General features: G+C 64.0%; 23 protein-coding genes and 1 pseudogene. 11 read left to right on the plus strand and 13 right to left on the minus strand.

What is annotated here, in order from left to right; genetic code table 11:
• Nucleotides 1-128: 128 nt before the first annotated feature.
• Both NKJ88_RS04485 and NKJ88_RS04490 read right to left on the minus strand, forming a co-directional pair.
• Nucleotides 129-2,300 (minus strand): malate synthase G, encoded by a 2,172-nt coding sequence (locus tag NKJ88_RS04485; RefSeq protein WP_352443614.1) that lies wholly within the window; start codon nucleotides 2,298-2,300, stop codon nucleotides 129-131.
• Between the two features lie 122 nt (nucleotides 2,301-2,422).
• On the minus strand, nucleotides 2,423-4,444 hold the full coding sequence (locus tag NKJ88_RS04490; protein WP_352443615.1) for a hydantoinase/oxoprolinase N-terminal domain-containing protein: 2,022 nt from the start codon (nucleotides 4,442-4,444) through the stop codon (nucleotides 2,423-2,425).
• A 195-nt stretch (nucleotides 4,445-4,639) separates the two neighbouring features.
• On the opposite strand from NKJ88_RS04490, the gene NKJ88_RS04495 reads away from it, so the two are divergent.
• From NKJ88_RS04495 to NKJ88_RS04505, 3 genes are read left to right on the plus strand one after another with little or no spacing between them, the layout of a single operon-like run.
• A complete protein-coding gene (locus tag NKJ88_RS04495; protein ID WP_023748246.1) occupies nucleotides 4,640-5,617 on the plus strand; it encodes a threonine ammonia-lyase in 978 nt (325 codons plus the stop codon).
• Nucleotides 5,618-5,625: 8 nt separating this feature from the next.
• Nucleotides 5,626-6,006 carry a nuclear transport factor 2 family protein gene (locus tag NKJ88_RS04500; RefSeq protein ID WP_023681284.1) on the plus strand — a complete coding sequence of 127 codons (381 nt, stop codon included), beginning with the start codon at nucleotides 5,626-5,628 and terminating at the stop codon, nucleotides 6,004-6,006.
• Between the two features lie 17 nt (nucleotides 6,007-6,023).
• The gene (locus NKJ88_RS04505) at nucleotides 6,024-6,623 is read left to right on the plus strand and encodes a DNA-3-methyladenine glycosylase (protein ID WP_023748245.1); all 600 of its coding nucleotides are present in this window, start codon (nucleotides 6,024-6,026) and stop codon (nucleotides 6,621-6,623) included.
• Nucleotides 6,624-6,627: 4 nt separating this feature from the next.
• On the opposite strand, the gene NKJ88_RS04510 is transcribed toward NKJ88_RS04505, so the two are convergent.
• From NKJ88_RS04510 to NKJ88_RS04525, 4 genes are read right to left on the minus strand one after another with little or no spacing between them, the layout of a single operon-like run.
• Complete coding sequence (locus NKJ88_RS04510; protein ID WP_023696062.1) at nucleotides 6,628-7,764, minus strand: ABC transporter permease; 1,137 nt, start codon at nucleotides 7,762-7,764, stop codon at nucleotides 6,628-6,630.
• On the minus strand, nucleotides 7,761-8,681 hold the full coding sequence (locus NKJ88_RS04515; protein WP_023673289.1) for an ABC transporter ATP-binding protein: 921 nt from the start codon (nucleotides 8,679-8,681) through the stop codon (nucleotides 7,761-7,763). Before NKJ88_RS04515 ends, NKJ88_RS04510 begins: the two co-directional genes overlap by 4 nt.
• Nucleotides 8,678-9,628 carry an HlyD family secretion protein gene (locus NKJ88_RS04520; protein ID WP_023828853.1) on the minus strand — a complete coding sequence of 317 codons (951 nt, stop codon included), beginning with the start codon at nucleotides 9,626-9,628 and terminating at the stop codon, nucleotides 8,678-8,680. The genes NKJ88_RS04515 and NKJ88_RS04520 overlap by 4 nt, the downstream gene beginning before the upstream one ends.
• Nucleotides 9,625-10,329 (minus strand): CerR family C-terminal domain-containing protein, encoded by a 705-nt coding sequence (locus NKJ88_RS04525; RefSeq protein WP_352443616.1) that lies wholly within the window; start codon nucleotides 10,327-10,329, stop codon nucleotides 9,625-9,627. Before NKJ88_RS04525 ends, NKJ88_RS04520 begins: the two co-directional genes overlap by 4 nt.
• Nucleotides 10,330-10,420: 91 nt before the next feature.
• Between NKJ88_RS04525 and NKJ88_RS04530 the strand changes: the two genes are divergently transcribed.
• The 3 genes from NKJ88_RS04530 (at nucleotide 10,421) to NKJ88_RS04540 (ending at nucleotide 12,789) form a co-directional block, all read left to right on the plus strand.
• A complete protein-coding gene (locus NKJ88_RS04530; RefSeq protein ID WP_023728787.1) occupies nucleotides 10,421-10,918 on the plus strand; it encodes a CYTH domain-containing protein in 498 nt (165 codons plus the stop codon).
• Nucleotides 10,919-11,004: 86 nt separating this feature from the next.
• A complete protein-coding gene (locus tag NKJ88_RS04535) occupies nucleotides 11,005-11,946 on the plus strand; it encodes a CHAD domain-containing protein (protein WP_023828854.1) in 942 nt (313 codons plus the stop codon).
• A gap of 42 nt (nucleotides 11,947-11,988) precedes the next feature.
• Nucleotides 11,989-12,789, plus strand: coding sequence for a C40 family peptidase (locus NKJ88_RS04540; RefSeq protein WP_023834577.1), 801 nt, complete (start codon nucleotides 11,989-11,991; stop codon nucleotides 12,787-12,789).
• 7 nt (nucleotides 12,790-12,796) lie between these two features.
• Here NKJ88_RS04540 and NKJ88_RS04545 read toward each other — a convergent pair whose 3' ends face one another.
• A complete protein-coding gene (locus NKJ88_RS04545) occupies nucleotides 12,797-13,387 on the minus strand; it encodes a TetR/AcrR family transcriptional regulator (protein WP_023673283.1) in 591 nt (196 codons plus the stop codon).
• A 123-nt stretch (nucleotides 13,388-13,510) separates the two neighbouring features.
• On the opposite strand from NKJ88_RS04545, the pseudogene NKJ88_RS04550 reads away from it, so the two are divergent.
• Nucleotides 13,511-14,336: pseudogene (locus NKJ88_RS04550) on the plus strand (oxidoreductase).
• 64 nt (nucleotides 14,337-14,400) lie between these two features.
• Complete coding sequence (locus tag NKJ88_RS04555; protein WP_023834575.1) at nucleotides 14,401-14,697, plus strand: YciI family protein; 297 nt, start codon at nucleotides 14,401-14,403, stop codon at nucleotides 14,695-14,697.
• Between the two features lie 142 nt (nucleotides 14,698-14,839).
• Here the strand turns inward: NKJ88_RS04555 and NKJ88_RS04560 are convergent, their stop codons facing one another.
• Together NKJ88_RS04560 and NKJ88_RS04565 are read right to left on the minus strand one after the other, a co-directional pair.
• Nucleotides 14,840-16,216, minus strand: coding sequence for an adenylate/guanylate cyclase domain-containing protein (locus tag NKJ88_RS04560; protein WP_352443617.1), 1,377 nt, complete (start codon nucleotides 16,214-16,216; stop codon nucleotides 14,840-14,842).
• Between the two features lie 174 nt (nucleotides 16,217-16,390).
• A complete protein-coding gene (locus NKJ88_RS04565; RefSeq protein ID WP_023710374.1) occupies nucleotides 16,391-17,191 on the minus strand; it encodes a helix-turn-helix domain-containing protein in 801 nt (266 codons plus the stop codon).
• Between the two features lie 115 nt (nucleotides 17,192-17,306).
• Here NKJ88_RS04565 and NKJ88_RS04570 point away from each other — a divergent pair, with 115 nt between their 5' ends.
• Nucleotides 17,307-18,164 carry an NHL repeat-containing protein gene (locus NKJ88_RS04570; RefSeq protein WP_352443618.1) on the plus strand — a complete coding sequence of 286 codons (858 nt, stop codon included), beginning with the start codon at nucleotides 17,307-17,309 and terminating at the stop codon, nucleotides 18,162-18,164.
• 18 nt (nucleotides 18,165-18,182) lie between these two features.
• On the opposite strand, the gene NKJ88_RS04575 is transcribed toward NKJ88_RS04570, so the two are convergent.
• On the minus strand, nucleotides 18,183-19,904 hold the full coding sequence (locus tag NKJ88_RS04575; RefSeq protein WP_023710372.1) for a SulP family inorganic anion transporter: 1,722 nt from the start codon (nucleotides 19,902-19,904) through the stop codon (nucleotides 18,183-18,185).
• Nucleotides 19,905-19,983: 79 nt separating this feature from the next.
• The gene (locus NKJ88_RS04580; protein ID WP_023673276.1) at nucleotides 19,984-20,253 is read right to left on the minus strand and encodes a helix-turn-helix domain-containing protein; all 270 of its coding nucleotides are present in this window, start codon (nucleotides 20,251-20,253) and stop codon (nucleotides 19,984-19,986) included.
• Nucleotides 20,254-20,332: 79 nt separating this feature from the next.
• Here NKJ88_RS04580 and NKJ88_RS04585 point away from each other — a divergent pair, with 79 nt between their 5' ends.
• Nucleotides 20,333-20,524, plus strand: coding sequence for a hypothetical protein (locus NKJ88_RS04585; protein WP_352443619.1), 192 nt, complete (start codon nucleotides 20,333-20,335; stop codon nucleotides 20,522-20,524).
• A gap of 16 nt (nucleotides 20,525-20,540) precedes the next feature.
• On the opposite strand, the gene NKJ88_RS04590 is transcribed toward NKJ88_RS04585, so the two are convergent.
• On the minus strand, nucleotides 20,541-21,251 hold the full coding sequence (locus NKJ88_RS04590; RefSeq protein ID WP_023703857.1) for a phosphatase PAP2 family protein: 711 nt from the start codon (nucleotides 21,249-21,251) through the stop codon (nucleotides 20,541-20,543).
• A gap of 4 nt (nucleotides 21,252-21,255) precedes the next feature.
• Complete coding sequence (locus tag NKJ88_RS04595; RefSeq protein ID WP_352443620.1) at nucleotides 21,256-21,597, minus strand: hypothetical protein; 342 nt, start codon at nucleotides 21,595-21,597, stop codon at nucleotides 21,256-21,258.
• A gap of 230 nt (nucleotides 21,598-21,827) precedes the next feature.
• Here NKJ88_RS04595 and NKJ88_RS04600 point away from each other — a divergent pair, with 230 nt between their 5' ends.
• Nucleotides 21,828-22,052 carry a hypothetical protein gene (locus NKJ88_RS04600; RefSeq protein WP_352443621.1) on the plus strand — a complete coding sequence of 75 codons (225 nt, stop codon included), beginning with the start codon at nucleotides 21,828-21,830 and terminating at the stop codon, nucleotides 22,050-22,052.
• Nucleotides 22,053-22,088 lie beyond the last annotated feature (36 nt).

Genomic DNA, 22,088 nt, shown 5'->3' on the forward strand with positions numbered 1-22,088 from the left:
GAGCCGAGAAAGGGCCTCTGCAATGACATTGCTTGTAGTGTCGTCCGAAGGGAGTCGCCGCACTTCACGCAGGACCCCACCCGGCCCTTCGGGCCACCCTCCCCTCAAGGGGGAGGGAAACGCAGGCGCTAATTCGCCCGCTCTTTCGCCTTCAGCTCCAGCCGCCGTGCGTGCAGCACCGGTTCCGTATAGCCATTCGGCTGCTCGCGGCCCTTGAACACCAGATCGCAGGCGGCCTGGAAGGCGATGGAATTGTCGAAATCGGCGGCCATCGGGCGGTAGAGCGGGTCGCCGACATTTTGGAGGTCGACGATCGCTGCCATGCGCCGCAGCGAATCCATCACCTGAATTTCGGAGCAGACCTTGTGGTGCAGCCAGTTGGCGATGTGCTGCGAGGAGATGCGCAGCGTGGCGCGGTCTTCCATCAGGCCGACATCGTTGATGTCGGGCACTTTCGAGCAGCCGACGCCCTGGTCGATCCAGCGCACGACATAGCCGAGAATGCCTTGCGCATTGTTGTCGAGCTCGCGCTGGATCTCGTCGGGGGTCCAGTTCGGCCGCACCGCCACCGGCACCGACAATATATCATCGAGCTTCGCCTTCGGCCGGCTCTTGAGCGCCGCCTGGACGGCATGGACATCGACCTTGTGATAGTGCGTGGCGTGCAACGTCGCCGCCGTCGGCGACGGCACCCAGGCGGTGTTGGCGCCGGCCTTGGGATGCTCGATCTTCTGTTCCAGCATCGCCGCCATCAGATCGGGCATCGCCCACATGCCCTTGCCGATCTGGGCATGGCCGGCCAGCCCGCATTCGAGCCCGGCGTCGACATTCCACGCCTCGTAGGCGGAAATCCAGGCGGCCTGCTTCATGTCGCCCTTGCGGATCATCGGGCCGGCTTCCATCGAGGTGTGGATCTCGTCCCCGGTGCGGTCGAGGAAGCCGGTGTTGATGAACACGACGCGTTCCTTGGCGGCGCGGATCGCCTCCTTGAGGTTGACGGTGGTGCGCCGCTCCTCGTCCATGATGCCCATCTTGATGGTGTTTTCCGCCATACCGAGCAGCGCTTCGACGCGGTCGAAAATCTCGACTGCGAAGGCGACTTCCTCCGGCCCATGCATCTTCGGCTTCACCACATACATCGAGCCCGCGCGGGAATTCATCCGACGCCCGTTGGCGCCGACATCGTGCAGCGCGATCAGCGCCGTCATCGCCGCATCCAAGATGCCTTCCGGCACCTCGTTGCCATCGCGGTCGAGGATGGCCGGATTGGTCATGAGGTGACCGACGTTTCGCACCAGCATCAGCGAGCGGCCAGGCAAGCTCAGCGCGCCACCACTGGGCGCGGTCCAGGCGCGGTCCGGATTGAGCTTGCGCGTGAAGGTTTTGCCGCCCTTGCTGATTTCCTCCGCCAGATCGCCCTTCATCAGGCCGAGCCAGTTGCGGTAGACGATGACCTTGTCCTCGGCATCCACCGCCGCGACCGAATCCTCGCAGTCCTGGATGGTGGTCAGCGCCGATTCCAGGATCACGTCGGCAATGCCGGCCGGGTCGGTGCGGCCGATCTGGTTGGTGCGGTCGATGAGGATCTCGATGTGCAGGCCGTTCTGGACCAGCAGGATGGCTTCCGGGTTGGCGCCGTCGCCGCGGTAGCCGGCAAATTGTTTCGGGTTGGCCAGTGTGGTGCCGCCGGCGCCGGCGCCGAGCCGCAAGGTGCCACCCGAAACCGTCAGCCCGTTCACGCCGGCCCATTTGCCCGAGGTGAGCGGCACGGACTCGTCCAGAAAACTCTTCGCCCAGGCAACCACCTTGGCGCCGCGCACGGGGTTGAAGCTTTTACCCTTCTCGGCGCCACCGGTCTCGGCAATGGCGTCGGTGCCGTAGAGCGCATCGTAGAGCGAGCCCCAGCGGGCATTGGCGGCGTTGATCGCATAACGCGCATTCATCACCGGCACCACCAGCTGCGGCCCGGCAACGGTGGCGATCTCGGGGTCGACATTGTCGGTCGACACGGAAAAGGCCGGCCCTTCGGGCACGAGATAGCCGATCTCACGCAAGAAGCTTTTGTAGGTCTCCATATCGATGGGCGCGCCATTGGCGCGGTGCCAGGCGTCGATCTGTTCCTGCATGGCGTCGCGTTTGGCCAACAACGCCCGGTTCTTCGGCGCGAGATCATGGACGATAGCCGAAAAGCCGTTCCAGAAGGCGTCGGCGGCAATGCCGGTACCCGGCAGCGCTTCGCCGACAAAGTCATGCAGTTCGCGGGCAATCCGCAATCCGGCGATCTCGACGCGATCGGTCATCAGGGCTTCTCCAGATGAAAGGCTTTGCGGCCTTTGGCATGTCAGGGGTGAAGGGTCAATTCAGCTTAGGGTGAAGGCGGGGAATTTGAAGCTGCTGATCTCTCCCCAAGGGGGGAGATTACCTAAACCGCAATCCTCGGCCGACCCGATGCAACCGCCACCACATGCGCTTCGATAAACATCCGTTGGGCCTCAACGGTAGACACCTTGAACTCGGTCGAAACGTCGATCTCGGCATTATCCGTGCCTGCATCCTTCGCCCGCTCGGCTACGATCGCCCGCACATCAGCCTCCGCTGCCGCGATCGCCTTGGCCTCGTCCGTGAAGTCGCGCACCGTTTGCCCCGACGCGACCCGGAACAAACCTTCCTTGGGCTGGCTGACGCGGGCTTCGGCCGAGACGCGGACCTGGCCGACGACGGCGCCGAGCGCGTTGGCGACGTCGGTATCCTCCGGCACCACGCACTCATTACCGACCAGCTCGGCCAAGCCGGCATAGTGCAGCGGCGCCGAGGCGCCGAGGCCAATGACCGGACGATCGAGCGCGACGCTGAGCCTTGCGATGCCGGGATGGGAATCGACGGCGCGCTGCACCAGCGCGTGCGCGACGGTGGCTGCACCATCCAGCCCATCCTCGGCAAAGGCTGTCTCCAGAATGTATTCGGCCGACCAGCGCGTGAGCGTCAGCAGCACGCGTTCGGAAATCACCTCCGGAGACGGCGCGATGTACTGGCCTCGCCCATCACGCTTGCGGGCAAACAGTTCGGCCCCGAGCCGGGCCGCAAGCGGGTCCCAGTTGGCCTGCTTGCCCAGCACATGGGCGGCATCCGAGGGGGTGAAGCCCGAGATATGCACCAGCCCGCGCGATACCAGCCGGTTTAGCGTCGCGTTCTGGGCGTTCGAGGTCAGCAGCCTATCGATGGCGAGCGGCACAGCGCCGATCTGCTCGTAGAGCTTTGCCTCGGGCGCGGTCAGGCCGGCGGCGAGCCGGTCCGGCACGCCGGTGCGCAGCGCGAAGCGGCCATCCATGCGGCCGGGGTTGGGCGCCCTGAGCTGGCGCTCGAGCTCCGATGTCACGGAAACACCATGCATCATGCCGGCCAGCGCCAGCGGCACCAGGCGGCGCGGCCCGAGCAGGATTTTCGGGTTGAGCGCGCCATCTTCCAGTGCCACCTCGGAATCGCCGCCGAGGCCGAAAGTGCGCATGGCGACCGCCTCGACCATGGTGCGGAAGCCGCCGACAGTGGCGCCTTCGGGATCGAGCCGAGGACGGCCGCCGTCGAGCACGGCGACATCGGTGGTGGTGCCGCCAATGTCGGACACCATGGCGTTGTCCAGGCCCGTCATGTGGCGGGCGCCGACCAGGCTGGCGGCCGGGCCGGACAGGATGGTCTCGATCGGCCGCTGGCGGGCAAACGCCGCCGAAACCAGCGCGCCATCGCCGCGCACCACCATCAGGGGGGCTACGATGTTGCGGGCCTCCAAAAATCCTTCGGTTGCCGCCACCAGCCGGTCGATCATCGAGATCAGCCTGGCGTTGAGCAAGGTGGTGAGCGCGCGGCGCGGGCCGCCGAGCTTGGCCGACAATTCGTGGCTGGCGGTGACCGGCAGGCCGGTCTTTTCGCGGATGAAGTCGCGCGCGGCGAGTTCATGCGCCGGGTTGCGGGTGGCGAAATAGGCGCAGACGGCAAAGCCCGACACCGAGGCGCCGAGTTCAGGGAGTGCTGCTTCCAGCCCCGACAGATCGAGCTTGGCCGCATTGCCGTGCACGTCATGGCCGCCCGGACAAAACACCACCGGATCGGTGCCGAGCGCCGTCTTCAGCCCGTCGCGCGCAAGGTCGGCCCCGGTAAAGCCGATCATGATGAGCGCCACACGCCCACCCTGGCCCTCGACCAGCGCATTGGTGGCGAGCGTCGTCGACATCGACACGAGTTTGATCGCGGCCGGATCGGTGGCCGATTTTCCCAGCACCGCATCGACCGCGCCGGAAATGCCGACGGCAAGATCGTGCCGCGTGGTCAGCGCCTTGGCCTTGGCCAGCACCTTGCCTTTTGGCCCGCCTTGTTCCGACCACAGCACGGCATCGGTATAGGTGCCACCGGTGTCGATACCGAGAAACAGGGGTTTTGGCTTGGCGGTCATGTCTGGCGGTCCGGGATTCTGCTCCCCCGCCCTTAGCCGATACGGCCCGGCTGATAAAGGCGGGAGAGGTGGGCCAGTTTGACCCTCGTCGCCGCTCATGCCCGCCAAACTTTGTAACGGTCACATTTTTTCATTGGTGCGTGGCCTGCCTTTGCGTGCACCATGCGCCGATCTCATCCCTTTCAGGACTTCGCCATGACCACGCTCCCCGGCATCGCCGACATCCATGCCGCCGCCGCGCGCCTCTCCGGCCTGATCGCCGAAACGACCTTGATCGAATCGCTGGAACTCAACAAACGCTTCGGCGGCCGCATCCTGTTCAAGCCGGAGACGCTGCAGCGCACCGGCTCGTTCAAGTTCCGCGGCGCCTACAACAAACTGTCTTCGCTGAGCGAAGAAGAGCGCAGCCGCGGCGTCGTCGCCTTCTCCTCAGGCAACCATGCTCAGGGCGTCGCCGCGGCGGCTGCCATGTTCGGCGTCAAGGCGGTCATTGCCATGCCGGCCGACGCGCCGGCGATGAAGATCGCCAATGTCCGCAAGATGGGCGCCGAAGTGGTGCCGTTCGACCGCTTTCGCGACGACCGCATGACGGTGGTGCGACCCTACATGGACAAGGGCATGGTGCTGGTGCCTCCTTTCGACGATCCGGCCATCATCGCCGGCCAGGGCACGATCGGTCTCGAACTGACGCGCCAGGCAAAAGCGCTCGGCGTCAGCCTCGATGCGGTCGTCATTCCCTGTGGCGGCGGCGGCCTGACGAGCGGCATTTCGATCGCCGTCAAGGATGCCTCGCCGGCCACAGCAGTCTGGGCCGTTGAGCCCGAGCATTTCGACGACACCCGCCGCTCGCTGATCGAAGGAAAAAGGGTTTCCAACGAGCCCGGCCACAGTTCGATCTGCGATGCCATCCTCACCGCAGAGCCCGGTGCCATCACCTTCGAGATCAACCGCAAGAACCTCGCCGGCGCCATCGCCGTCTCCGACAAGGCGGCCGCACAGGCGGTGCGCGACGCCATGGCCCATCTCAAGCTGGTGGTCGAACCCGGCGGCTGCGTGGCGCTGGCGGCGCTCTCGTCAGGCGAGATCGAACTGTCGGGCAAATGCGTCGCCGTCGTGCTGTCAGGCGGCAATGTCGATTTCACCACCTATGCCGAGATCATGGCCGCGGCCTGAGAACCGATATGGCAGACGCTGAGATAAGGGCGGCTCTCGATCGCCATTGGGCTGCCTCCGATGCCAATGATCTCGAGACGGAGCATCAGATCTATCGCGAGGACGCGGTGCTCGATTATCCGCAATCAGGCGAGCGCATCAGCGGACGGCACAACATCCAGTCGTCGCGCGCCACGCAGCCCAACCGGAAGCGCTTTGCCGTGCGGCGGATCACCGGGTCAGGCGACCTCTGGATCACCGAATATGTCCTGACCTATGACGGGATTCCGTCCTATACGGTGAGCATCATGGAGTTCGTCGATGGCAAAGTGGTTCGCGAGACCCAGTATTTCGGCGATCCGTTCGAGCCGGGGCAGTCGCGCGCGCAATGGGTCGAACGGATACCTTGAAACACGGCGGCGGTAGCATGACCGGCCACCATCCGCTCGATCGTGCCGAACTGCCTGATGATACGGCCGATCTCGCCCGCTATCTCATCGGCAAGCTCGTGGTGCGGGAGCTGCCGGAAGGCATCGTCAGCGGCCGTATCGTCGAGACCGAGGCCTATGTCACCGGCGACGCCGCCGGGCACGGCTATCGCGGCATGACGCCGCGCAACCGTTCGCTGTTCCTCGGGCCCGGACACGCCTACGTCTATCTCGCCTATGGGGTCTCCTGGATGCTCAATGTCTCAAGCGAGGGGCCGGGCACCGGCACCGGCGTGCTGATCCGGGCGCTGGAGCCGCTCGAAGGCATCGCCATCATGCGGCTGAACCGGGGCGTGGAGCGCCTGCGCGACCTGGCGCGCGGGCCGGGGCGGCTCGCCCAGGCATTGCGGATCGACCGTTCGCTGGACGGCCTCGATCTGTGCCGCCAAGGCCCGCTATGGCTGGCAGCCGACGAGCATCAGGCCAGCGACATCGGCCAAGGCATCCGCATCGGCATCACGAAGGATGCGGACCGCCCGCTGCGGTTCTATGTCAGAGGCAGTCCGTTCGTCAGCGGTCCGCGATCGCTCAATTCCTGAACGCTCAGTCGAGCGTGCGCCTGAACCGCACCAATGCGACGCCGGCAAACAAGGCCACGAACCCGACCAGCCAGGCGATCTCGCCCGCAACCGCCGGCAGTTCGGCGCCCTTCAGCATCACCGCGCGGGTGATGCGCAGAAAATGCGTCAGCGGAAAAATCTCGCCGAAGGTCTGCGCCCAGCCCGGCATGCCGCGATAGGGGAACATGAAGCCGGACAGCAGGATCGACGGCAGGAAGAAGAAGAAGGTCAGCTGCAGCGCCTGCATCTGCGTGCGGGCGATGGTCGAGATGGTGTAGCCAAGCAGCACCAGCGCCAGCACGAACACCAATACGGCTGTAAGCAGCAGCGACATGGAACCGGTGAAGGGGATGGCGAACAAGAGCTTCGACGCCGCCAGCACCACCACCACCTGGACGCCACCGACCACAAGATAGGGCAGCACCTTGCCCAGCATGATCTCAAACGGGCTGGACGGCATGGCGAGCAGGTTTTCCATCGTGCCGCGCTCGGTCTCGCGGGTCAGCGCGATCGAGGTCATCATCACCAGGGTCATCTGCAGGATGACGCCGAGCAGGCCGGGCACGATGTTGTATTGCGAGATGCCTTCCGGATTGTAGCGCTGGTGCACCACCACATCGAGCTGGCCCCTGGCGGCCTCACTCGCCGCCTCCTGCATGCCTTGCGCCCGAAGCAGCGCCTGGCTGGCCACTTTGCTTAGCGTCGAGATGGCGCCGCTGGCGGCGGCCGGGTCGGTGGCGTCGGCCTCGATGAGTATCTGCGGATTGTCGCCGCGCTCCACCCGGCGGCCGAAATCGGCCGGGATGGTGACGACGAAGGCGACATCGCCGCGCGCCATCAGGAATTCGGCATCCTCGGCACTTTGCGCGACATGGTCGAAGCGGTAGTAGCCGGTCGTCTGCAGGGCTGCGACAATGGCGCGGGTGTAGGGGTCGTTGCTGGTCGCCACCAGTGCGGCAGGCAGGCTTTTGGGATCGTTGTTGATAGCGTAGCCGAACAGCACCAGCTGCAAAAGCGGCACGCCCAGCATCATGGCGAAGGTGATGCGGTCGCGCCGCATCTGGATGAATTCCTTGATCAGCAGCGCACCGAGCCTGGCGAAGGAGAAGACGCTGTTCATGCCATATTGTCCTTCGAGCCGGACATGAACTGGATGAAGACGTCCTCGAGGCTGGTCTCGCCGGGTTTTACGCTGACGCCCTTGTGCTCCTTCTCGACATCGGCGAGCGCCTTTTCGAGCTTTGCCTTGTCGGAGCCGACGACATGCAGCGTCGCGCCGAACGGCGCCACCTGGTCGACGCCGGGCCGGTCCCTGAGTGCATCGGCGACCTGGTCGAGGCGCGGTCCCTGCAGCACGAAGGTGGTCAGACCGGCATTCGTCACCACCTCGTCCACCGTGCCGGTGGCCAGCATCTTGCCGTAGGAGATGTAGCTGATGCGGTGGCAGCGCTCGGCTTCGTCCATGTAGTGGGTGGACACCAGCACGGTCAGACCGCCGCTCGCCAGCCGGTGGATCTCGTCCCAGAATTCGCGCCGCGCCTTCGGATCGACGCCGGCGGTCGGCTCGTCGAGCAGCAGCAGCTTCGGCTTGTGCATGATGCAGGCGGCCAGTGCCAGCCGCTGCTTCCAGCCGCCCGACAACGTGCCGGCGAGCTGGTTGCGGCGGCTCGTCAGGCCAAGCTCTTCCAGCGTTTTCGACACATGCTCCTCGACCGGTTTCAGCCGGTAGAGCCGCGCCACGAATTCGAGATTCTCGCCGATCGTCAAATCCTCGTAGAACGAGAATTTCTGCGTCATGTAGCCGACTTCGCGCTTGATGCGGAGCGACTCGGTGCGGATGTTGAAACCCAGCACCGTACCTTCGCCCTCGTCGGGCGTCAGCAGGCCGCACATGATGCGGATGGTCGTCGTCTTGCCGGACCCGTTGGGCCCGAGAAAGCCGACGATCTCGCCCTCGGCCACCGTCATCGTCACATGGTCGACGACAGTCTTGTCGCCGAAACGCTTGACCAGGCCATGAACGTCGATGGCGTTCATTTTGAGGCCGCCAGCTCGACATCGACGATCTGTCCCGGCTGCAGCGCTTGCGCCTTGCCCTCAGGCCGCGCCTCGACGAGGTAGACCAGCTTCTGCCGGTTCTCGAGCGAGTAGATCACCGGCGGGGTGAATTCCGGGTCGGGCGAGACATAGCTGACGCGCGCCTTCACCTCCGGCCCGCAGCCGTCGCAATGCACGACAAGCAGCGTGCCGACCTTGATCGACGAGAACGCACTTTCCGGGACATAGACGCTGAGCTTCACCGCACCGTCCGGCAACATCGAAATGACAGGCGCGGTCGGACCAGCGGTGTCGCCGGGATTGCGGATGACGTCATTGATGCGGCCGGGCGAGGGTGCCGCCAGCACGCGCTTCGATAGCCGCCACTCAGCCTGTTCCAACGCCGACTGCGCCTGTTTGACCTGATTGTCTGCCGCCTTGATCGTTTCGGGACGCGCAGGCAGACCGCCGACGGCGAGGTTGGCCTGCGCCTGGCCGACCTGCGCATTGGCGGTCTCCAGCGTCGCGGCGGCGGTGTCGTAGTCGGCCTGCGTGCCGGCACCGCGCTTGAACAGGTCGGCGGCGCGGTCGTATTTGCGCTTGGCATCCGTGGCCTGGGCCTTGGCCATGTCGACCTCGGCCTTCAGCACCGCGATCTCCTCCGGCCGCTTGCCGATCTGCAGGTCGGCCAGCTGCGCCTGCGCCTGGGCGAGCGCGGCCCCTGCCTGGGCGACGGCGATTTTTGCGTCGGCGCTTTCGAGAGTCACCACCGGCGTGCCTGATACAACACGGTCGCCGCGCTTGACCGCGACGGTCTCGACCTGCGCCACCTCGATCGGAGCCAGCAAGACATAGTCGCCCTCGACATAGCCGACGGCAAGCGGCGCTGCCGGCGCGCAGGCGCCGAACAGCTTGGCCGCGAGAGGCAGGGAACAGAGAAAACTCATCGCTTGCCCTCCTTGCGGGCGACCGGATTGCGGGCCGCCAGTATGGCGCCAAGATTGCCTGTCACCGCCGCCACCACCTTGGCGGCCTCGGTGTTGCCGATCTCGCGCCAGCCCATACGACGCATCACTGCTTCGCGACCGATGCGGAAATAGATGACCTGGCCGATCAGCGTGAAGACCACGAGCTTGGTGGCCTCGCTTTCGGCCGGCTCGCCCGTCGCCTGTTCCCAGATCTGGCAGAGGCGGCGATGGGTCGGTTCGAACACCCCGTCATAGATGCGGTCGAGTGCGGCGGTCGGATGCGTCAATTCCCTAAGTACAAATTGTACGATATCGCCAGCTTCCGGTCTGGCTACGATAAACGCCACCATCGCTTCCAGCGCGGCGAACAATTGTGCCCTCGCCGCCTCCGGGCCGGCTTGACCCGGCAATTGCGTGCCGCCGAGCGCCTGGCCGGCAACCGACTGGATGGTTTCGACGATGTGGTCGGCGGCGGCCGCGCGCAACCCTTCCTTGCCGCCGAAGTGATAGGCGATCGAGCCGATGTTGGCCTTGGCCTCGGCGGCGATCTCACGCGTCGACGTGCCGTCGAACCCTTGCCGTCCGAACAGCTTGAGCGCCGAAAGCACGAGTGCGGCGCGCGTCTGCTCTGCGGGGGATGTCTCCTGGCGGGGCGTTTTATCGGCTACGGCTTTGATCATGCTGGGCACTTAATCAATCGATTGATTAAAGTCAAATTGATTATCCGCGGCGGCTTGCCATGTCGGGCCGCAGACGCTTTAGTGGGCGGCCATGGGCAAGGAAGTCGAACGCAAGTTCCTGGTCTCCAGCGCCGAATGGCTGGAAATGGCCGAGGCGAATATACGCATTCGCCAGTTCTATCTTGCCGCAACACCCGGCCGCACCGTGCGCGTGCGCATCAGCGACGGCAGTTCGGCGAAGCTGACGCTTAAATTCGGCAGCAAGATCCGCGAGCGTGACGAATACGAATATGAAATTCCACTGGCGGACGCAGAGGAGATGCTGGCCTTCGCCATCGGACATGTCATCGAGAAGACACGCCACCATGTTAGGCATCGCGGCTATCTCTACGAAGTCGATGTTTTCGGCGGGATTCTAGCCGGCCTTGTGGTGGCCGAACTGGAGACGCCGGAGGATGTACCTGACGAAATGCTGCCTGATTGGCTCGGCCGCGAAGTGACCGGCGAGCAGAGATTTTACAACGCGTCGCTCGCCCTAGAGCCGGATGATTTTAGGTCGGGTCGACCTAAAATCGGAATCCGGCTCTAAATCAAAAGAGATGGAGCATGATGTCGTCCGAAAACCGCTTCACACTTTTCGGCATCATGCTCTAGGGGGATTCCGGAGATCGCCGCATGAGCTTTCGCATCGATCCGCGCCTGCCGCTGACCGGCGAGGTCAGGCGTATCCTTGGCGAGGAGATCGGCAAGGCGCTTGCCCATCTGGCCGTCGCGCGCGACCAGCCGGAGCAGGCATTGCACAAATGCCGCAAGCGGCTGAAGAGCGCGCGCGCCTTGCTGCGGCTGGTCCGTTCCGGAAATGAAACATTCTGTCGGACTGAGAACCAATGCTACCGTCAGGTGGCGGCGCTGCTTGCCGGGCCGCGCGAGGCGACCGCGCTGGTCGAGACCGTCGACCGGCTGGCAGCCGCCTTTCCCGAGCAGGTTGCCGGCGGCGGCCTCGACAGCGTGCGCGACCGGCTTATCGCCCGCCAGCATGAAATCCATGCCGGGGCTGGTCTCGACGCCGCCATAGGCGCGGCCACGGCCGCCTGCGAGGAAGGCCTGATCCGGATCGAGCGGCTGCTGCTCCCCGATCTGCCTGAGCATGCAGCCGATGTGCTTGCGGAAGGCGCTCGCAAGACCTTGCGCCGGGCCAGGAAGGCGCTGGACAAGGCCGGATCCCACGGAGGAGCCGAGGATTTCCACGATCTGCGTAAGGCGGCCAAGACCCACTCGATGCATCTTTCGCTGCTCGGCCGGCTGTGGCCGACGCCGATCAAGGTGCGGCGCAAGGCGGTCGACGAACTGGGTGAAAAGCTCGGCGAACTGCACGATGTCTTCGTCATGCGCGCCCTGCTCGAAGCCGACGGCGAGCCGCTCGGCGATGCGCAGGACACCAAGCTCCTGGGCAAGCTTTTGAAGCGCTCGGAAAAAAGCCTGAAGAAGAGCTGCCTCGCCGGGGCGGCCGAACTGTTCGGCGACAGTCCCAAGCGCTCGACAAAGAAGCTCGCCCGCAATGCGCGCGACGACCTCGCCGGGCCGGCACTGCCGGAAGAGACAGTGCCGGCCGGCTGACGCTGGCACTCCCCCGCCGGCGCGTGCTAGTCACGCTCTACCATGACCGCACCTGCCGACACGCTTCTGGACCGACTTGGCCGCTGGCTTGCCGGCCGGCTGCAGGACGAATCCTCCGGCTATGAGCCCTACACGCCGTCCGACGCCGAGACGTTGCGGCGCACGCTCGAGCCCGGCGACATCCTGCTCATCGAAGGCAACCAGAAGATCTCGGCGGCGATCAAATACCTGACCCAGTCGACCTGGTCGCATGCGGCCTTCTATATCGGCGATGCCTTGTCCGAACCGGAGGACGGATCGGAACGGCGTCGGCTGATCGAAGTCACGCTCGGCGAAGGCTGTGTCGCCGTGCCGCTGTCGCGCTACCGCACCTACAACACCCGTATCTGCCGGGCGAGCGGGCTGACCCCGGAAGACCGCGACCATGTCGTCGCCTTCATGATCGGCAAGCTCGGCCTGAAATACGATCTCAAGAACATTTTCGACATGCTGCGCTTTTTCCTGCCGACGCCGCCGGTGCCGGTGCGCTGGCGCCGCCGCATGCTGGCTTTCGGCTCCGGCGACCCGACGCGCGCCATCTGCTCGACCCTGATCGCCGAAGCCTATGGCGAGATCCGCTATCCGATCCTGCCCGAGATCACCCGCGCGCCCGGCCGCGCCTCAGCGCAGTCGAACTATTCGCGCCGCGAAATCCTGCACATCCGCCACCACTCGCTCTACACGCCGCGCGACTTCGACCTGTCGCCCTTCTTCCGCATCGTGAAACCGACGCTGGAATTTGGGTTCGACTACCGGGCGGTGACCTGGGAAGATAGGGCCGCTGAGGCGAAGGCCGCCGAATAGCAACCATTCAAACCGGCGCCGATGGCGAGTGGCGCCCTATGAGATCATTCGAGACAGTGTCGATGATCTCAGCGGAAAGCGTCGGATCGGGCACGACGCGGGAGAGGATCACCGATCCGACCATTTCCGCTAGGAATGCGATCGCGGCACTCCGCTTCGCGGCCGGGTCGCTTCCCGGCAGGAGTGAAATGATCAACGCGACATAATTGCTGACGATGCTTCCGAAGAACGATCGAAGCGCTGGATCGTCGTGCCGGGCGGCATCGGCCGCCAGTGCGGTGAGGCTGCATCCGTGCCCCGGATTGTCGCGATGATGGTCCGAGATGTAGTGGCGCACCAGCGTCTCAAACGGAGTATCGGTCGAAGCGAGCCGGGCGGATAGATCGGCGCTCATGTCACTGAAGGCCCGCTGCATGGCCTGAACGATGAGGTCGTCCTTCGACTTGAATTGTCGGTAGAAGCCTCCGTGGGTAAGCCCGGCCGCGCTCATCAGATCGGCAATGCCGATCCCGTCGATCCCTTGTTCGCGGAAGAGCTTTGCGGCGGTATCGATGACCCGCTCTCGATTTAACTCGACCATCTCCTTGCTCACCTTCACGACCGCATCCTCTTCTATTGATGATGATCGACATATAAGACGTGGCGGAGGCGCTTGACAATGATTATGGCGGTCATTATCACCCAATGATTACGATCATAATCATTAGGCAGGAAAGTTGAGATGACACAAGTTCAGTCGCGCGCCGAGAAGATCGCGCTGATCACCGGCGCTTCGGGTGGCATCGGGCATGCGGCCGGACTTGCGCTCATCCGGGCGGGGTATCGCGTGTTCGGCACCAGCCGCCGAGCTGCGCCCAACGAAGTGCGTCAGGGCATTCACATGGTCCCTTGCGACGTCACCGATGATGGGTCCGTCAGAGACGCCATCAAGCAAGTTGTCGCCCTCGCCGACCGGATCGACGTACTGGTAAACAATGCGGGCCGCAGCCTGATCGGCGGCGCCGAGGAATCATCGGTCGCTCAAGCCCAAAGCCTGTTCGACATAAATGTCTTCGGCATCGTTCGCATGACCAATGAAGTGCTGCCCATCATGCGCAGACAGGGCGAGGGCCGGATCATCAACATCAGTTCGGTCCGGTTTCCTGCCGGGGCCATTCACCGCCCTCTACACCGCCACCAAACACGCAGTCGAAGGATATTCCGAGTCGCTCGATCACGAACTTCGAACGTTCGGCATCAGGGTTTCCCTTGTCGAGCCCGCCTTCACCCGCACCGGACTGGAAGAGAACGCCGAACAGCCTGACCGGATTTCCGGCGTCTACGAACAGGGGCGCTCAGCCATGAATTCGACCTGGCGCAACAGAATCGCGAGCGGCGATCCGGTGGAAGCGGTGGCCGACAAAGTGGTACAGGCAGCCACCGAAAAGACGCCGAGCATGCGCTATACGCCTGGCAAAACGGCAGGCCGTCTTCGCTTCATGCGGCGCTTCGTGCCCGAAAACATGTTCGACAAGAGCTTCCGCAAGCAGATGGGCGTGGCCGATTGATCTAAAATCAAGGCATGGCCAGGCCAGTCCGGCAGGCGAGCCTCCTTTCGCCGAGGAGCGACGAATGAAGTCCTATTTGTGCAAATATATTCCGCCGCGTTCCGACTTTCTGGCAACGATGACCACCGATGAGGAAGAGTGGATGAAGCAGCACCGAGCATTCCTGGATGACCTGCTTGAAAAGAGGCTTATCGTCGCGCACGGCCCCGTGATGGACCCGGCTGGCGGTTATGGGGTGTCGCTCTATCGGATTGCCGATGATCTGGACATAGAGGCGATCACCTCGGAGGACCCGATCGTGAAGAATGGCGCCGGGCACTACGAACACCATCCGATGCTGCATTTGAAAACGCACGGCTAACCATTTCGACCAAACCGCATCGATGCGGCAGCGAAAGTCGCTCTCGAAGGGGCCAGCTTTGCGCACGCTGGCGGGCGCGATCCAGTCGAGGTTTCTGGCGTCCATCCTGCCGAGGTGCAGGCGTCTCACATGGCGGCCGGCATCACGCCGAAACCGCAATGGCGCCCTGGTTTTCGGCTCTGTGTTCGACCCAGATATGGACCGGTTCGTCCCGGCCGCGGATGCTCACCGGCCCATGATCGCGCGCATTCAACCGTGTCGTTGGCGATTCCGCCTTCGCGGCCTCGATCAGTCGTGACCCAAAGCAAATATTCGCCTGAAGCTCACGGCAGAGCGCCTGCAAACGGCTGGCGACGTTGACGGTGTCGCCCACCACCGCGAAGGACAGGTTGCGCTCGCTGCCGACCGCGCCGAGGACGACGGCGCCATATTGTGCACCGATCCGAACGTCCAGCGGCGGATATCCTCTGGACACACGCTGGACATTCCAGTCTTCGATAGCGGCGATCATCGCTTCAGCGCACCGGATGGCCCGGGTTGCGTCGTCATGGCTGGCTTGCGGAACCCCGAAGGTCGCCATGATGCAATCGCCGATATAGTTGTCGACGGTGCCATGGTGGTCGAAAACGACCTGCTCCATGCGACGGTGGAACTGACGCAGTAGTTCGAACACTGCTTCGGCCGGATGATCCTCGGAATAGTGTGTGAAGCCGACGATGTCGGCGAACAGCACCGCGATATCCTGCCGGCGGACCGGGCCGAAGGGCTCGTCATCCGTGGCGAGCTGGTCGACGACATTGGGCGAAAAATGCCGGGCGAGATTGGCGCGGGCGCGCTCCGCCTTGACATAGTCTTCCGACAGATGTCGGGAACGAGAGACGACCAGCGCCATGATCGCGCCGATAATCAGCACAACCAACACATTGGTCGCCTGCGCGAACGTATCGACGAAATTGGGGTTGAGATAGAGATTCAGTCGCTCTGTCAGCTGCAGCGAATAGAGGTTCGTTGCCGGAATGACGGTTCCCGCATGAAAAACCACCCATCCCACCCCGATCGTCCACGTCAAGGCCGCGAGCGCGCCGAGATAGAGCGCCAATCGTGTCGAAAGGGTCAGCGCGCCAAGGCATACGAAAATCAGCAGGAATTTGAAGCTGCCCTCGCGCAGTTGCATCGCGGCCGGCGCGACCTCGAGGGAAAACGGGTTGGGCGTTACCAGCAGAACGGTCAACAGAATGATGTCCAGCGTACCGACGAGGTAACCGATCCACCATGGCGCGTTGCGACGGCGCGCAAAGCGAAACTGGATCAGGCCGACGAGTTGGAACAGCGCGAGGCCCGCCAGCACGAAGAGCAGCGAGGCATCCCAGCGGCTGATCAAGGAAAAGAAGCAGGAGATCACGGCGAGCGATGCCGTGCGCGCCCAGAACTGCAATGCAGCACCCTGGCGTTCTGCCCGCTCCCGCAAATTTTTCAGGCGCGAATAGCGGCGAAGTTCAAGTGTTGGCGCGGTCGGCATAGGATCACTTCGATTTTGCGGGGACGGTCACGCATTCGGCAAACCCGCCCCGTACAGTCTGGCAAATCAGCGCGCGAACTCTATCATGAATGTGGCTTCATTTTTGAAGCACCTCCGGACTGGAGCGCGACAAGCTCAGCCGCCAGATGCAATCCTGCTCGGATGATGGCCCAGTCAGGCCGGCAACGGGCGGCGTCCCTTTGCCGGAGCGGTGGGCCGGTCGGACGCACCGGCATCCCTGGGGTGCGGGCCGATCGGCATGATCGCCGGAAACGGGGTTGCGCCAAAAGCAAACGTCCATTTGTAGCCGGTCAGCCCGTCTTCCGGCGTCGTGTGCTGGTCGTGATGGGCGAGCAGTTTGGCGCGCTCGGCCAGTTCCTCCGCCTCGCGCTTCACCATCTCCGCCGTCTCCGGCCGCATCCGCCTGGAGAAAGAGACGAAGGTCGCTTCCCGCTCCAGATGGGTGATCGCCCAGCCGATGAAATTCTTGTTTGTCATCTCGAACAGCGGCCTGAGCGGCCCTTCGAAATTCCACTGGATCGGTGTGTCGACCAGCAGCCGTGCCGACAGCCCGCCGCCCAATGCGATCAGGCCGAGCGCTTCGAGATCGCGCAGATAAAGGAACATCGAGGCTTCGCTCAAGCCTTGCGAGCGCATGACGCCTTCGGGCGTGAACTTCTCCGACAGCATGACGAAGATGAACAGCAGCGCCGGCCGTCCCGCGAGCTTGCGCTCGATCTCCGGCGCGATGCGATTGACCGGTCCCGGCCCCCGGTTCATCGACCCCAGCACGTTTTCCAGCTCGACGCCGGCGGCAGCGCAGATCCCGATGAGACGGTCGAGCTTGCAGTTGCGCTCGTGGAAGATGCGCTTCACCGTCGGCTCGGAAACGCCCATCCGCCCGGCAAGCTCACGATAGGTGACGCCCTTGGCCTTCAGCGTCCGCTTCAGCGCCTCGAAAATCAAGCCGTTCATGGAATGCACCTCTTTTGCGCCATTTCGTATCGGTTTCCGATACTAGCTCGAATCTTCCTTCCGGAAAAGTATCGAAACTCCTACCTCTCCGCCATCCATCACAGGAGACCTGGCCATGAAAACCCTCATCCCCTCTATTTGTCTCGCCGCCTTCGGTATCGCGCTCGTGCCTGCGGCCGAGGCCGCCGAACTCTGGCGCGCCTCGGGCTTCGAGCAACCCGAATCGGCGCTGTTCGATGCCGCCAACAATCGCATTATCGTCTCCAACATCGTCGGCAATCCCGGGGAGGCCGACGGCAACGGCTATCTCTCGGTGCTGTCGCTGGACGGCAAGGTCGTTAGCCGGCACTGGACCGCCGGCATGGATGCACCGAAGGGCTCGGCGATCTCTGGCGGCAAGCTCTACGTCGCCGACATCACCAAGGTGCGCATCGTCGATCTCGCCAGCGGCAAGCTCATCTCGACGATCGATGTGCCCGGCGCCGTTTTCCTCAATGACGTGACATCGGACAGTTCGGGCAAGGTTTATGTCACCGACATCCTGGCCGATGCGATCTACCGCATTGACGGCGACAAGCCGGAACTGTTCGTGAAGGATGCGAAGCTCGCCGCACCCAACGGCATCTTTGCCGATCGCGATCGGCTGATCGTGGCGTCCTGGGGCAAGGGCATCAAGCCGGACTTCAGCACTGCCGCGCCCGGGGGCCTGCTGTCGGTCGATCTCGCGACGAAAGCCGTGACGCCGCTGCCTGGCGCACAAAACTTTGCCGACCTCGACGGCGTCGTCGCCATCGGCGACAGCATCTACGCCACCGCCTTCATGACCGGCACGCTCTATCGGTACAAAGTCGGCGAGGCGCCGGAGGCTGTAGAGCAGTTCAAGCCGGGCAGCGCCGATATCGGCACAGACGGCACGCGGATTTTCGTGCCGCTGATGAACGAGGGCGAGATCGCGGTGCTGAGCCTGGACTGACGGCGCACATTTGCCGGCTCAGCCAACGGGCACGGCTTTGAGTTGCGCCCGCGCATCCTTGATCGAAGCGGCAAAGGTCACCAGCGGCCGCTTGACGCCGTGGTTGATCAGCATGCGCCGTGTCTGCGGCGAGGCGCCGGCGATGATGAAACGCACGCCGGCGCGTTTCGCCTTGTGCGCCGCGCCCTCGATGACATTGGCCGCGGTGGAATCGAAGAAGGGCACCGCCGAACAATCGAGGATGAAGTTCTTGCGCTGGTCGGCGATGCGGTCGAGCACCGTGCCGACAGTAGAGGCGGCGCCGAAGAAGAAGGCGCCGGAGATGCGATAGACGACGGTGTCGGCGTCGCTTGCCTCGCTTGCATCGTAGGCGCGGCCGCTGCTGTCGGCGACATCGTCCTGCACCAGCGGCAAATCCGCCTCCACGGCGATCGACTTGGCCATGCGGTCGATGAACAGGATCGAGCCTAGCGCGAAGCCGACGACGATGCCTTCGGTGAGGTCGCGGAAGACGACGATCAGGAAGGTTGCCATCAGCACCAGGGCATCGCCGCGCGAAGCGCGCAGCAACGTGGCGAAGGCCTGCTTCTCGAACATGTTCCAGCAGACAACCGCCAGCACCCCGGCAAGGGCGGCAAGCGGGATGTAGCTGGCCAGCGGTGCGGCCACCAGCATGAAGACCAGCAGAAAAAGCGAATGCAGCATGCCGGAAACCGGCCCATGCGCGCCGGCCCGCACATTGGTGGCGGTGCGGGCGATGGTGCCGGTGGTGCAGATGCCGCCGAACAGGGCAGACGCGATGTTGGCAAAGCCTTGCGCCACCAGTTCGCAATTGGAACGGTGACGCCGCCCGGTCATGCCATCGGCGACCACGGCCGAGAGCAGCGATTCGATGGCGCCGAGCAGCGCAAAAGCCACCGCATCCGGCAGCACCGCAATCGCCTTGTCGAGGTTGAGTCCCGGCAGTGCCGGCAACGGCAGGCTGCGCGGAATGCCGCCATAGCGGGTGCCGATCGTTTCCGCCGGCAGCGAAAGCAGCGCCACGACAAGGGAGGCCAGTCCGACGGCGATCAGCATGCCCGGCCAGCCGGGCCGCCAGCGCTTCACCCCGACGATGGTGGCGATGGTCAGCGCCGCCACCAGCGTTGCCGAGATATTGAGCGTGCCGGCCGCGTGGCCGATCGCCATCAGCTTCGGCAGCAGCGGCCCGGGCTCCGGCCCGGCAAGCCTCAGCCCGAACAGTTCCACGATCTGGCCGGAGAAGATGATGATCGAGATGCCGGCGGTGAAGCCGACCGTCACCGGGTAAGGGATGAATTTGATATAGGTTCCGAGCCGGAGATAGCCGATGGCGAGCAGGAAGATGCCGGCCATCATCGTCGCCAGCAGCAGTCCGTCGACGCCTTCGCGCTGCACCGTCGCCGCCACCAGCACGATGAAGGCGCCGGCCGGGCCGCCGATCTGGAAGCGGCTGCCGCCGAGCGCCGAGACGATGAAGCCGCCGACAATGGCGGTGAACAGGCCGCGCTCCGGCGTCACGCCCGAAGCAATCGCAATCGCCATCGACAGCGGCAACGCGACAATAGCGACGGTCAGCCCGGCCATGAAGTCGGCCTTGAACTGCGGCAGGCGGTAACCTTCGCGCCAGACCGTCACCAGCTTGGGCGTGAACAGCTCTGAAAATGTCGGCTTTGCCGACTTCTGGGCCGGTTGATGCACTGCCCGCCGGATCTGATCCATGGACTGCCTTCCGCTTGCGTGAAGGCGGCGGGATCGTCGGCAGGACTGTCGGCGGTCGCCGTCGCGACTATATGCCGGCTCAGCCTTGCGGGTTCGGCGGAGCGACCGGCTTGAGGCGCACGCCCCGGCCGCCGCGCTCGCTGGTCTGGTTCTCGCCGATGAGCTCCACCCCGGCCTCGTCGAGAGCCTGGATAACCTTCATCAGCGTATCGACCACACCCCTGACCACGCCGTCACTCGCTTCCATGCGCTGGATTGTCGGAAGCGAAACGCCGGCACGCTCGGCGAGTGTCTTCTGATCGATGCCGGCCAGCGCCCTCGCGGCGCGCATCTGGGCGGCAGTGATCATCGGTCGGAACCCCCGTCTGAGTCTGCGGAGACGACGTGTAATACAATCATAGTGATGTTTCAACCATCATAAAGCATACATGAAACATGATCTCCTCACAAAGCCGGATGCCGGGATACGGGATGAGCATGCTACGTTACCGCCTTGGCTCTTATTGGCGGGGAAATATCCGTTGAAGATTTTCAGGACCTTGACGACGTCGGCAGCCTTGCTGTCGGCGGTTTTTCTGCTGGCAGGCTGCGGACACGGGCTGATCAACCGGCTGATTTGAATGTCGCTCCGGATCGTCAGTCTTCGGGCTCGTTGCCATCGGCCACCGCCTTGTTCCGCTGCAGCATTCGCGCCGCCAGCCAGCACAGCGTCGCCCAGGTGAAGCCGGCGCACCATCCCGCCAACACGTCGGAAGGCCAGTGGACGCCGAGATAGACGCGGCTGACGCCGACCAGCAGCGTTACCAGCACCGCCAGGCTGAGGACATAGATTTTCGTCGTTCGTCCCGGCAGGAAGCGCGCTGCCAGCGAGCCCAGCGTGAGATAGGTCACCGCCGACAGCATGGCGTGGCCGCTGGGAAACGACAGCGACGTCTCGTTGGCCAGGTGCGAGACAAGATCGGGGCGCGGCCGGTCGACGCCGGCCTTGAGCAAGGTCGACAGCAGCTGCCCGCCGGCCACCGCGACAAAGATCAGCAGCGCCGTCCTCGGCCTGCGGATCAGCAGGAGGTAGACGATCACCGCCGTTACGATCAGCACCAGCACGCTGGAGCTGCCGAGGCTGGTGATGTCGCGCATCGCGCCTTCCAGCCATGCCGGGCCGACGGGAACATCCGGCTGACCCACTTTTCGGAAAGCGAGCAGGATCTCAGTATCGAAAGCGTGCGGCGTGGTGGCCCGCGCCACCTCCATCAGTTCCTCGAAGCCCCACAGCCCGGCGGCTATCACCAGCCCGGCCAGCAGCACCGGAAATTCAAGCCAGTTGGTGAACGCACGCGGGGTCTTCATCGGATTACGGTCGCCCCTGCAGGTAAGGCCCGAGCGAGATCAGCACCACCGCCGCGATGGCCAGCACGATGCCGGTCGCCTGCAAGGCATTGACGCGTTCGCCGAAGAACACCAGCGCCACCACATTGACCGCCACCAGCTGGATCACCGCCGACAGGCTGAACGACACCGACATGCCGAACTCACGAACCAGCCGCAGCATCATCAGATTGCCCGCCGTATAGAGCGCCAGTGTCAGCACGATCTTGCCAAGGCTCGGCGCCAGCCCCCATTGCTTGGCCGCGATTGCCGCCAGCAGGAAGATCACCGTCGAAACGACGAGCTGCGCCAGTCCCCAGAAACTCACTTTTTTGCCTCGCTGTCGTTTGTGGCAGCCCTTGTTTCGCAAGCGCGCCGACACGTCAAGCAGACTGCGACGAGACAGGCCACGGCCGAGGTGCTGAATGAATGGCAGCGCGATCGCGGTCTGACTGCCACGCTCGGTCGGATTCGTGCAAACCCAGGCAGCTGCGCTCAAGCATTGGAAGAGAATGGACTTTTAAGCATGGCGTCCTACGTCTTCTGGAGGAGACTGCGATGCCAAAGTCCGTCTATGCCCGTGGCCTGCTGAAACCCGACGACATCGCCAGGCTGCAACGCGTGTTCGACGAAGCCTGCCGCAGGCGCGACGTGCATCCCGATTCGGCGGAGGCGCGGGAGATCGCGCTGAACCTGCTTGCGCTGCACAATGCCGGCATGGTCGAGGAAGATATGCTTATGGAAACCGTGGGTTTCCGCCGGTTGGAGCCGAAATCAGCCTGAGGCCCGCAAGGCGGCCTGGAGCAATTCCAGGAAAAG

Origin of the sequence: Mesorhizobium sp. M0016 (genome assembly GCF_040324035.1) — a bacterium.
GTDB lineage: Bacteria > Pseudomonadota > Alphaproteobacteria > Rhizobiales > Rhizobiaceae > Mesorhizobium.

Excerpts from the sequence above, each read along its gene's own strand:
- NKJ88_RS04485 (WP_352443614.1), bottom strand. The coding sequence starts at position 2,300 with ATGACCGATCGCGTCGAGATCGCCGGATTGCGGATTGCCCGCGAACTG.
- NKJ88_RS04490 (WP_352443615.1), bottom strand. The coding sequence starts at position 4,444 with ATGACCGCCAAGCCAAAACCCCTGTTTCTCGGTATCGACACCGGTGGC.
- NKJ88_RS04495 (WP_023748246.1), top strand. The coding sequence starts at position 4,640 with ATGACCACGCTCCCCGGCATCGCCGACATCCATGCCGCCGCCGCGCGC.
- NKJ88_RS04500 (WP_023681284.1), top strand. The coding sequence starts at position 5,626 with ATGGCAGACGCTGAGATAAGGGCGGCTCTCGATCGCCATTGGGCTGCC.
- NKJ88_RS04505 (WP_023748245.1), top strand. The coding sequence starts at position 6,024 with ATGACCGGCCACCATCCGCTCGATCGTGCCGAACTGCCTGATGATACG.
- NKJ88_RS04510 (WP_023696062.1), bottom strand. The coding sequence starts at position 7,764 with ATGAACAGCGTCTTCTCCTTCGCCAGGCTCGGTGCGCTGCTGATCAAG.
- NKJ88_RS04515 (WP_023673289.1), bottom strand. The coding sequence starts at position 8,681 with ATGAACGCCATCGACGTTCATGGCCTGGTCAAGCGTTTCGGCGACAAG.
- NKJ88_RS04520 (WP_023828853.1), bottom strand. The coding sequence starts at position 9,628 with ATGAGTTTTCTCTGTTCCCTGCCTCTCGCGGCCAAGCTGTTCGGCGCC.
- NKJ88_RS04525 (WP_352443616.1), bottom strand. The coding sequence starts at position 10,329 with ATGATCAAAGCCGTAGCCGATAAAACGCCCCGCCAGGAGACATCCCCC.
- NKJ88_RS04530 (WP_023728787.1), top strand. The coding sequence starts at position 10,421 with ATGGGCAAGGAAGTCGAACGCAAGTTCCTGGTCTCCAGCGCCGAATGG.
- NKJ88_RS04535 (WP_023828854.1), top strand. The coding sequence starts at position 11,005 with ATGAGCTTTCGCATCGATCCGCGCCTGCCGCTGACCGGCGAGGTCAGG.
- NKJ88_RS04540 (WP_023834577.1), top strand. The coding sequence starts at position 11,989 with ATGACCGCACCTGCCGACACGCTTCTGGACCGACTTGGCCGCTGGCTT.
- NKJ88_RS04555 (WP_023834575.1), top strand. The coding sequence starts at position 14,401 with ATGAAGTCCTATTTGTGCAAATATATTCCGCCGCGTTCCGACTTTCTG.
- NKJ88_RS04560 (WP_352443617.1), bottom strand. The coding sequence starts at position 16,216 with ATGCCGACCGCGCCAACACTTGAACTTCGCCGCTATTCGCGCCTGAAA.
- NKJ88_RS04565 (WP_023710374.1), bottom strand. The coding sequence starts at position 17,191 with ATGAACGGCTTGATTTTCGAGGCGCTGAAGCGGACGCTGAAGGCCAAG.
- NKJ88_RS04570 (WP_352443618.1), top strand. The coding sequence starts at position 17,307 with ATGAAAACCCTCATCCCCTCTATTTGTCTCGCCGCCTTCGGTATCGCG.
- NKJ88_RS04575 (WP_023710372.1), bottom strand. The coding sequence starts at position 19,904 with ATGGATCAGATCCGGCGGGCAGTGCATCAACCGGCCCAGAAGTCGGCA.
- NKJ88_RS04580 (WP_023673276.1), bottom strand. The coding sequence starts at position 20,253 with ATGATCACTGCCGCCCAGATGCGCGCCGCGAGGGCGCTGGCCGGCATC.
- NKJ88_RS04585 (WP_352443619.1), top strand. The coding sequence starts at position 20,333 with ATGAAACATGATCTCCTCACAAAGCCGGATGCCGGGATACGGGATGAG.
- NKJ88_RS04590 (WP_023703857.1), bottom strand. The coding sequence starts at position 21,251 with ATGAAGACCCCGCGTGCGTTCACCAACTGGCTTGAATTTCCGGTGCTG.
- NKJ88_RS04600 (WP_352443621.1), top strand. The coding sequence starts at position 21,828 with ATGCCAAAGTCCGTCTATGCCCGTGGCCTGCTGAAACCCGACGACATC.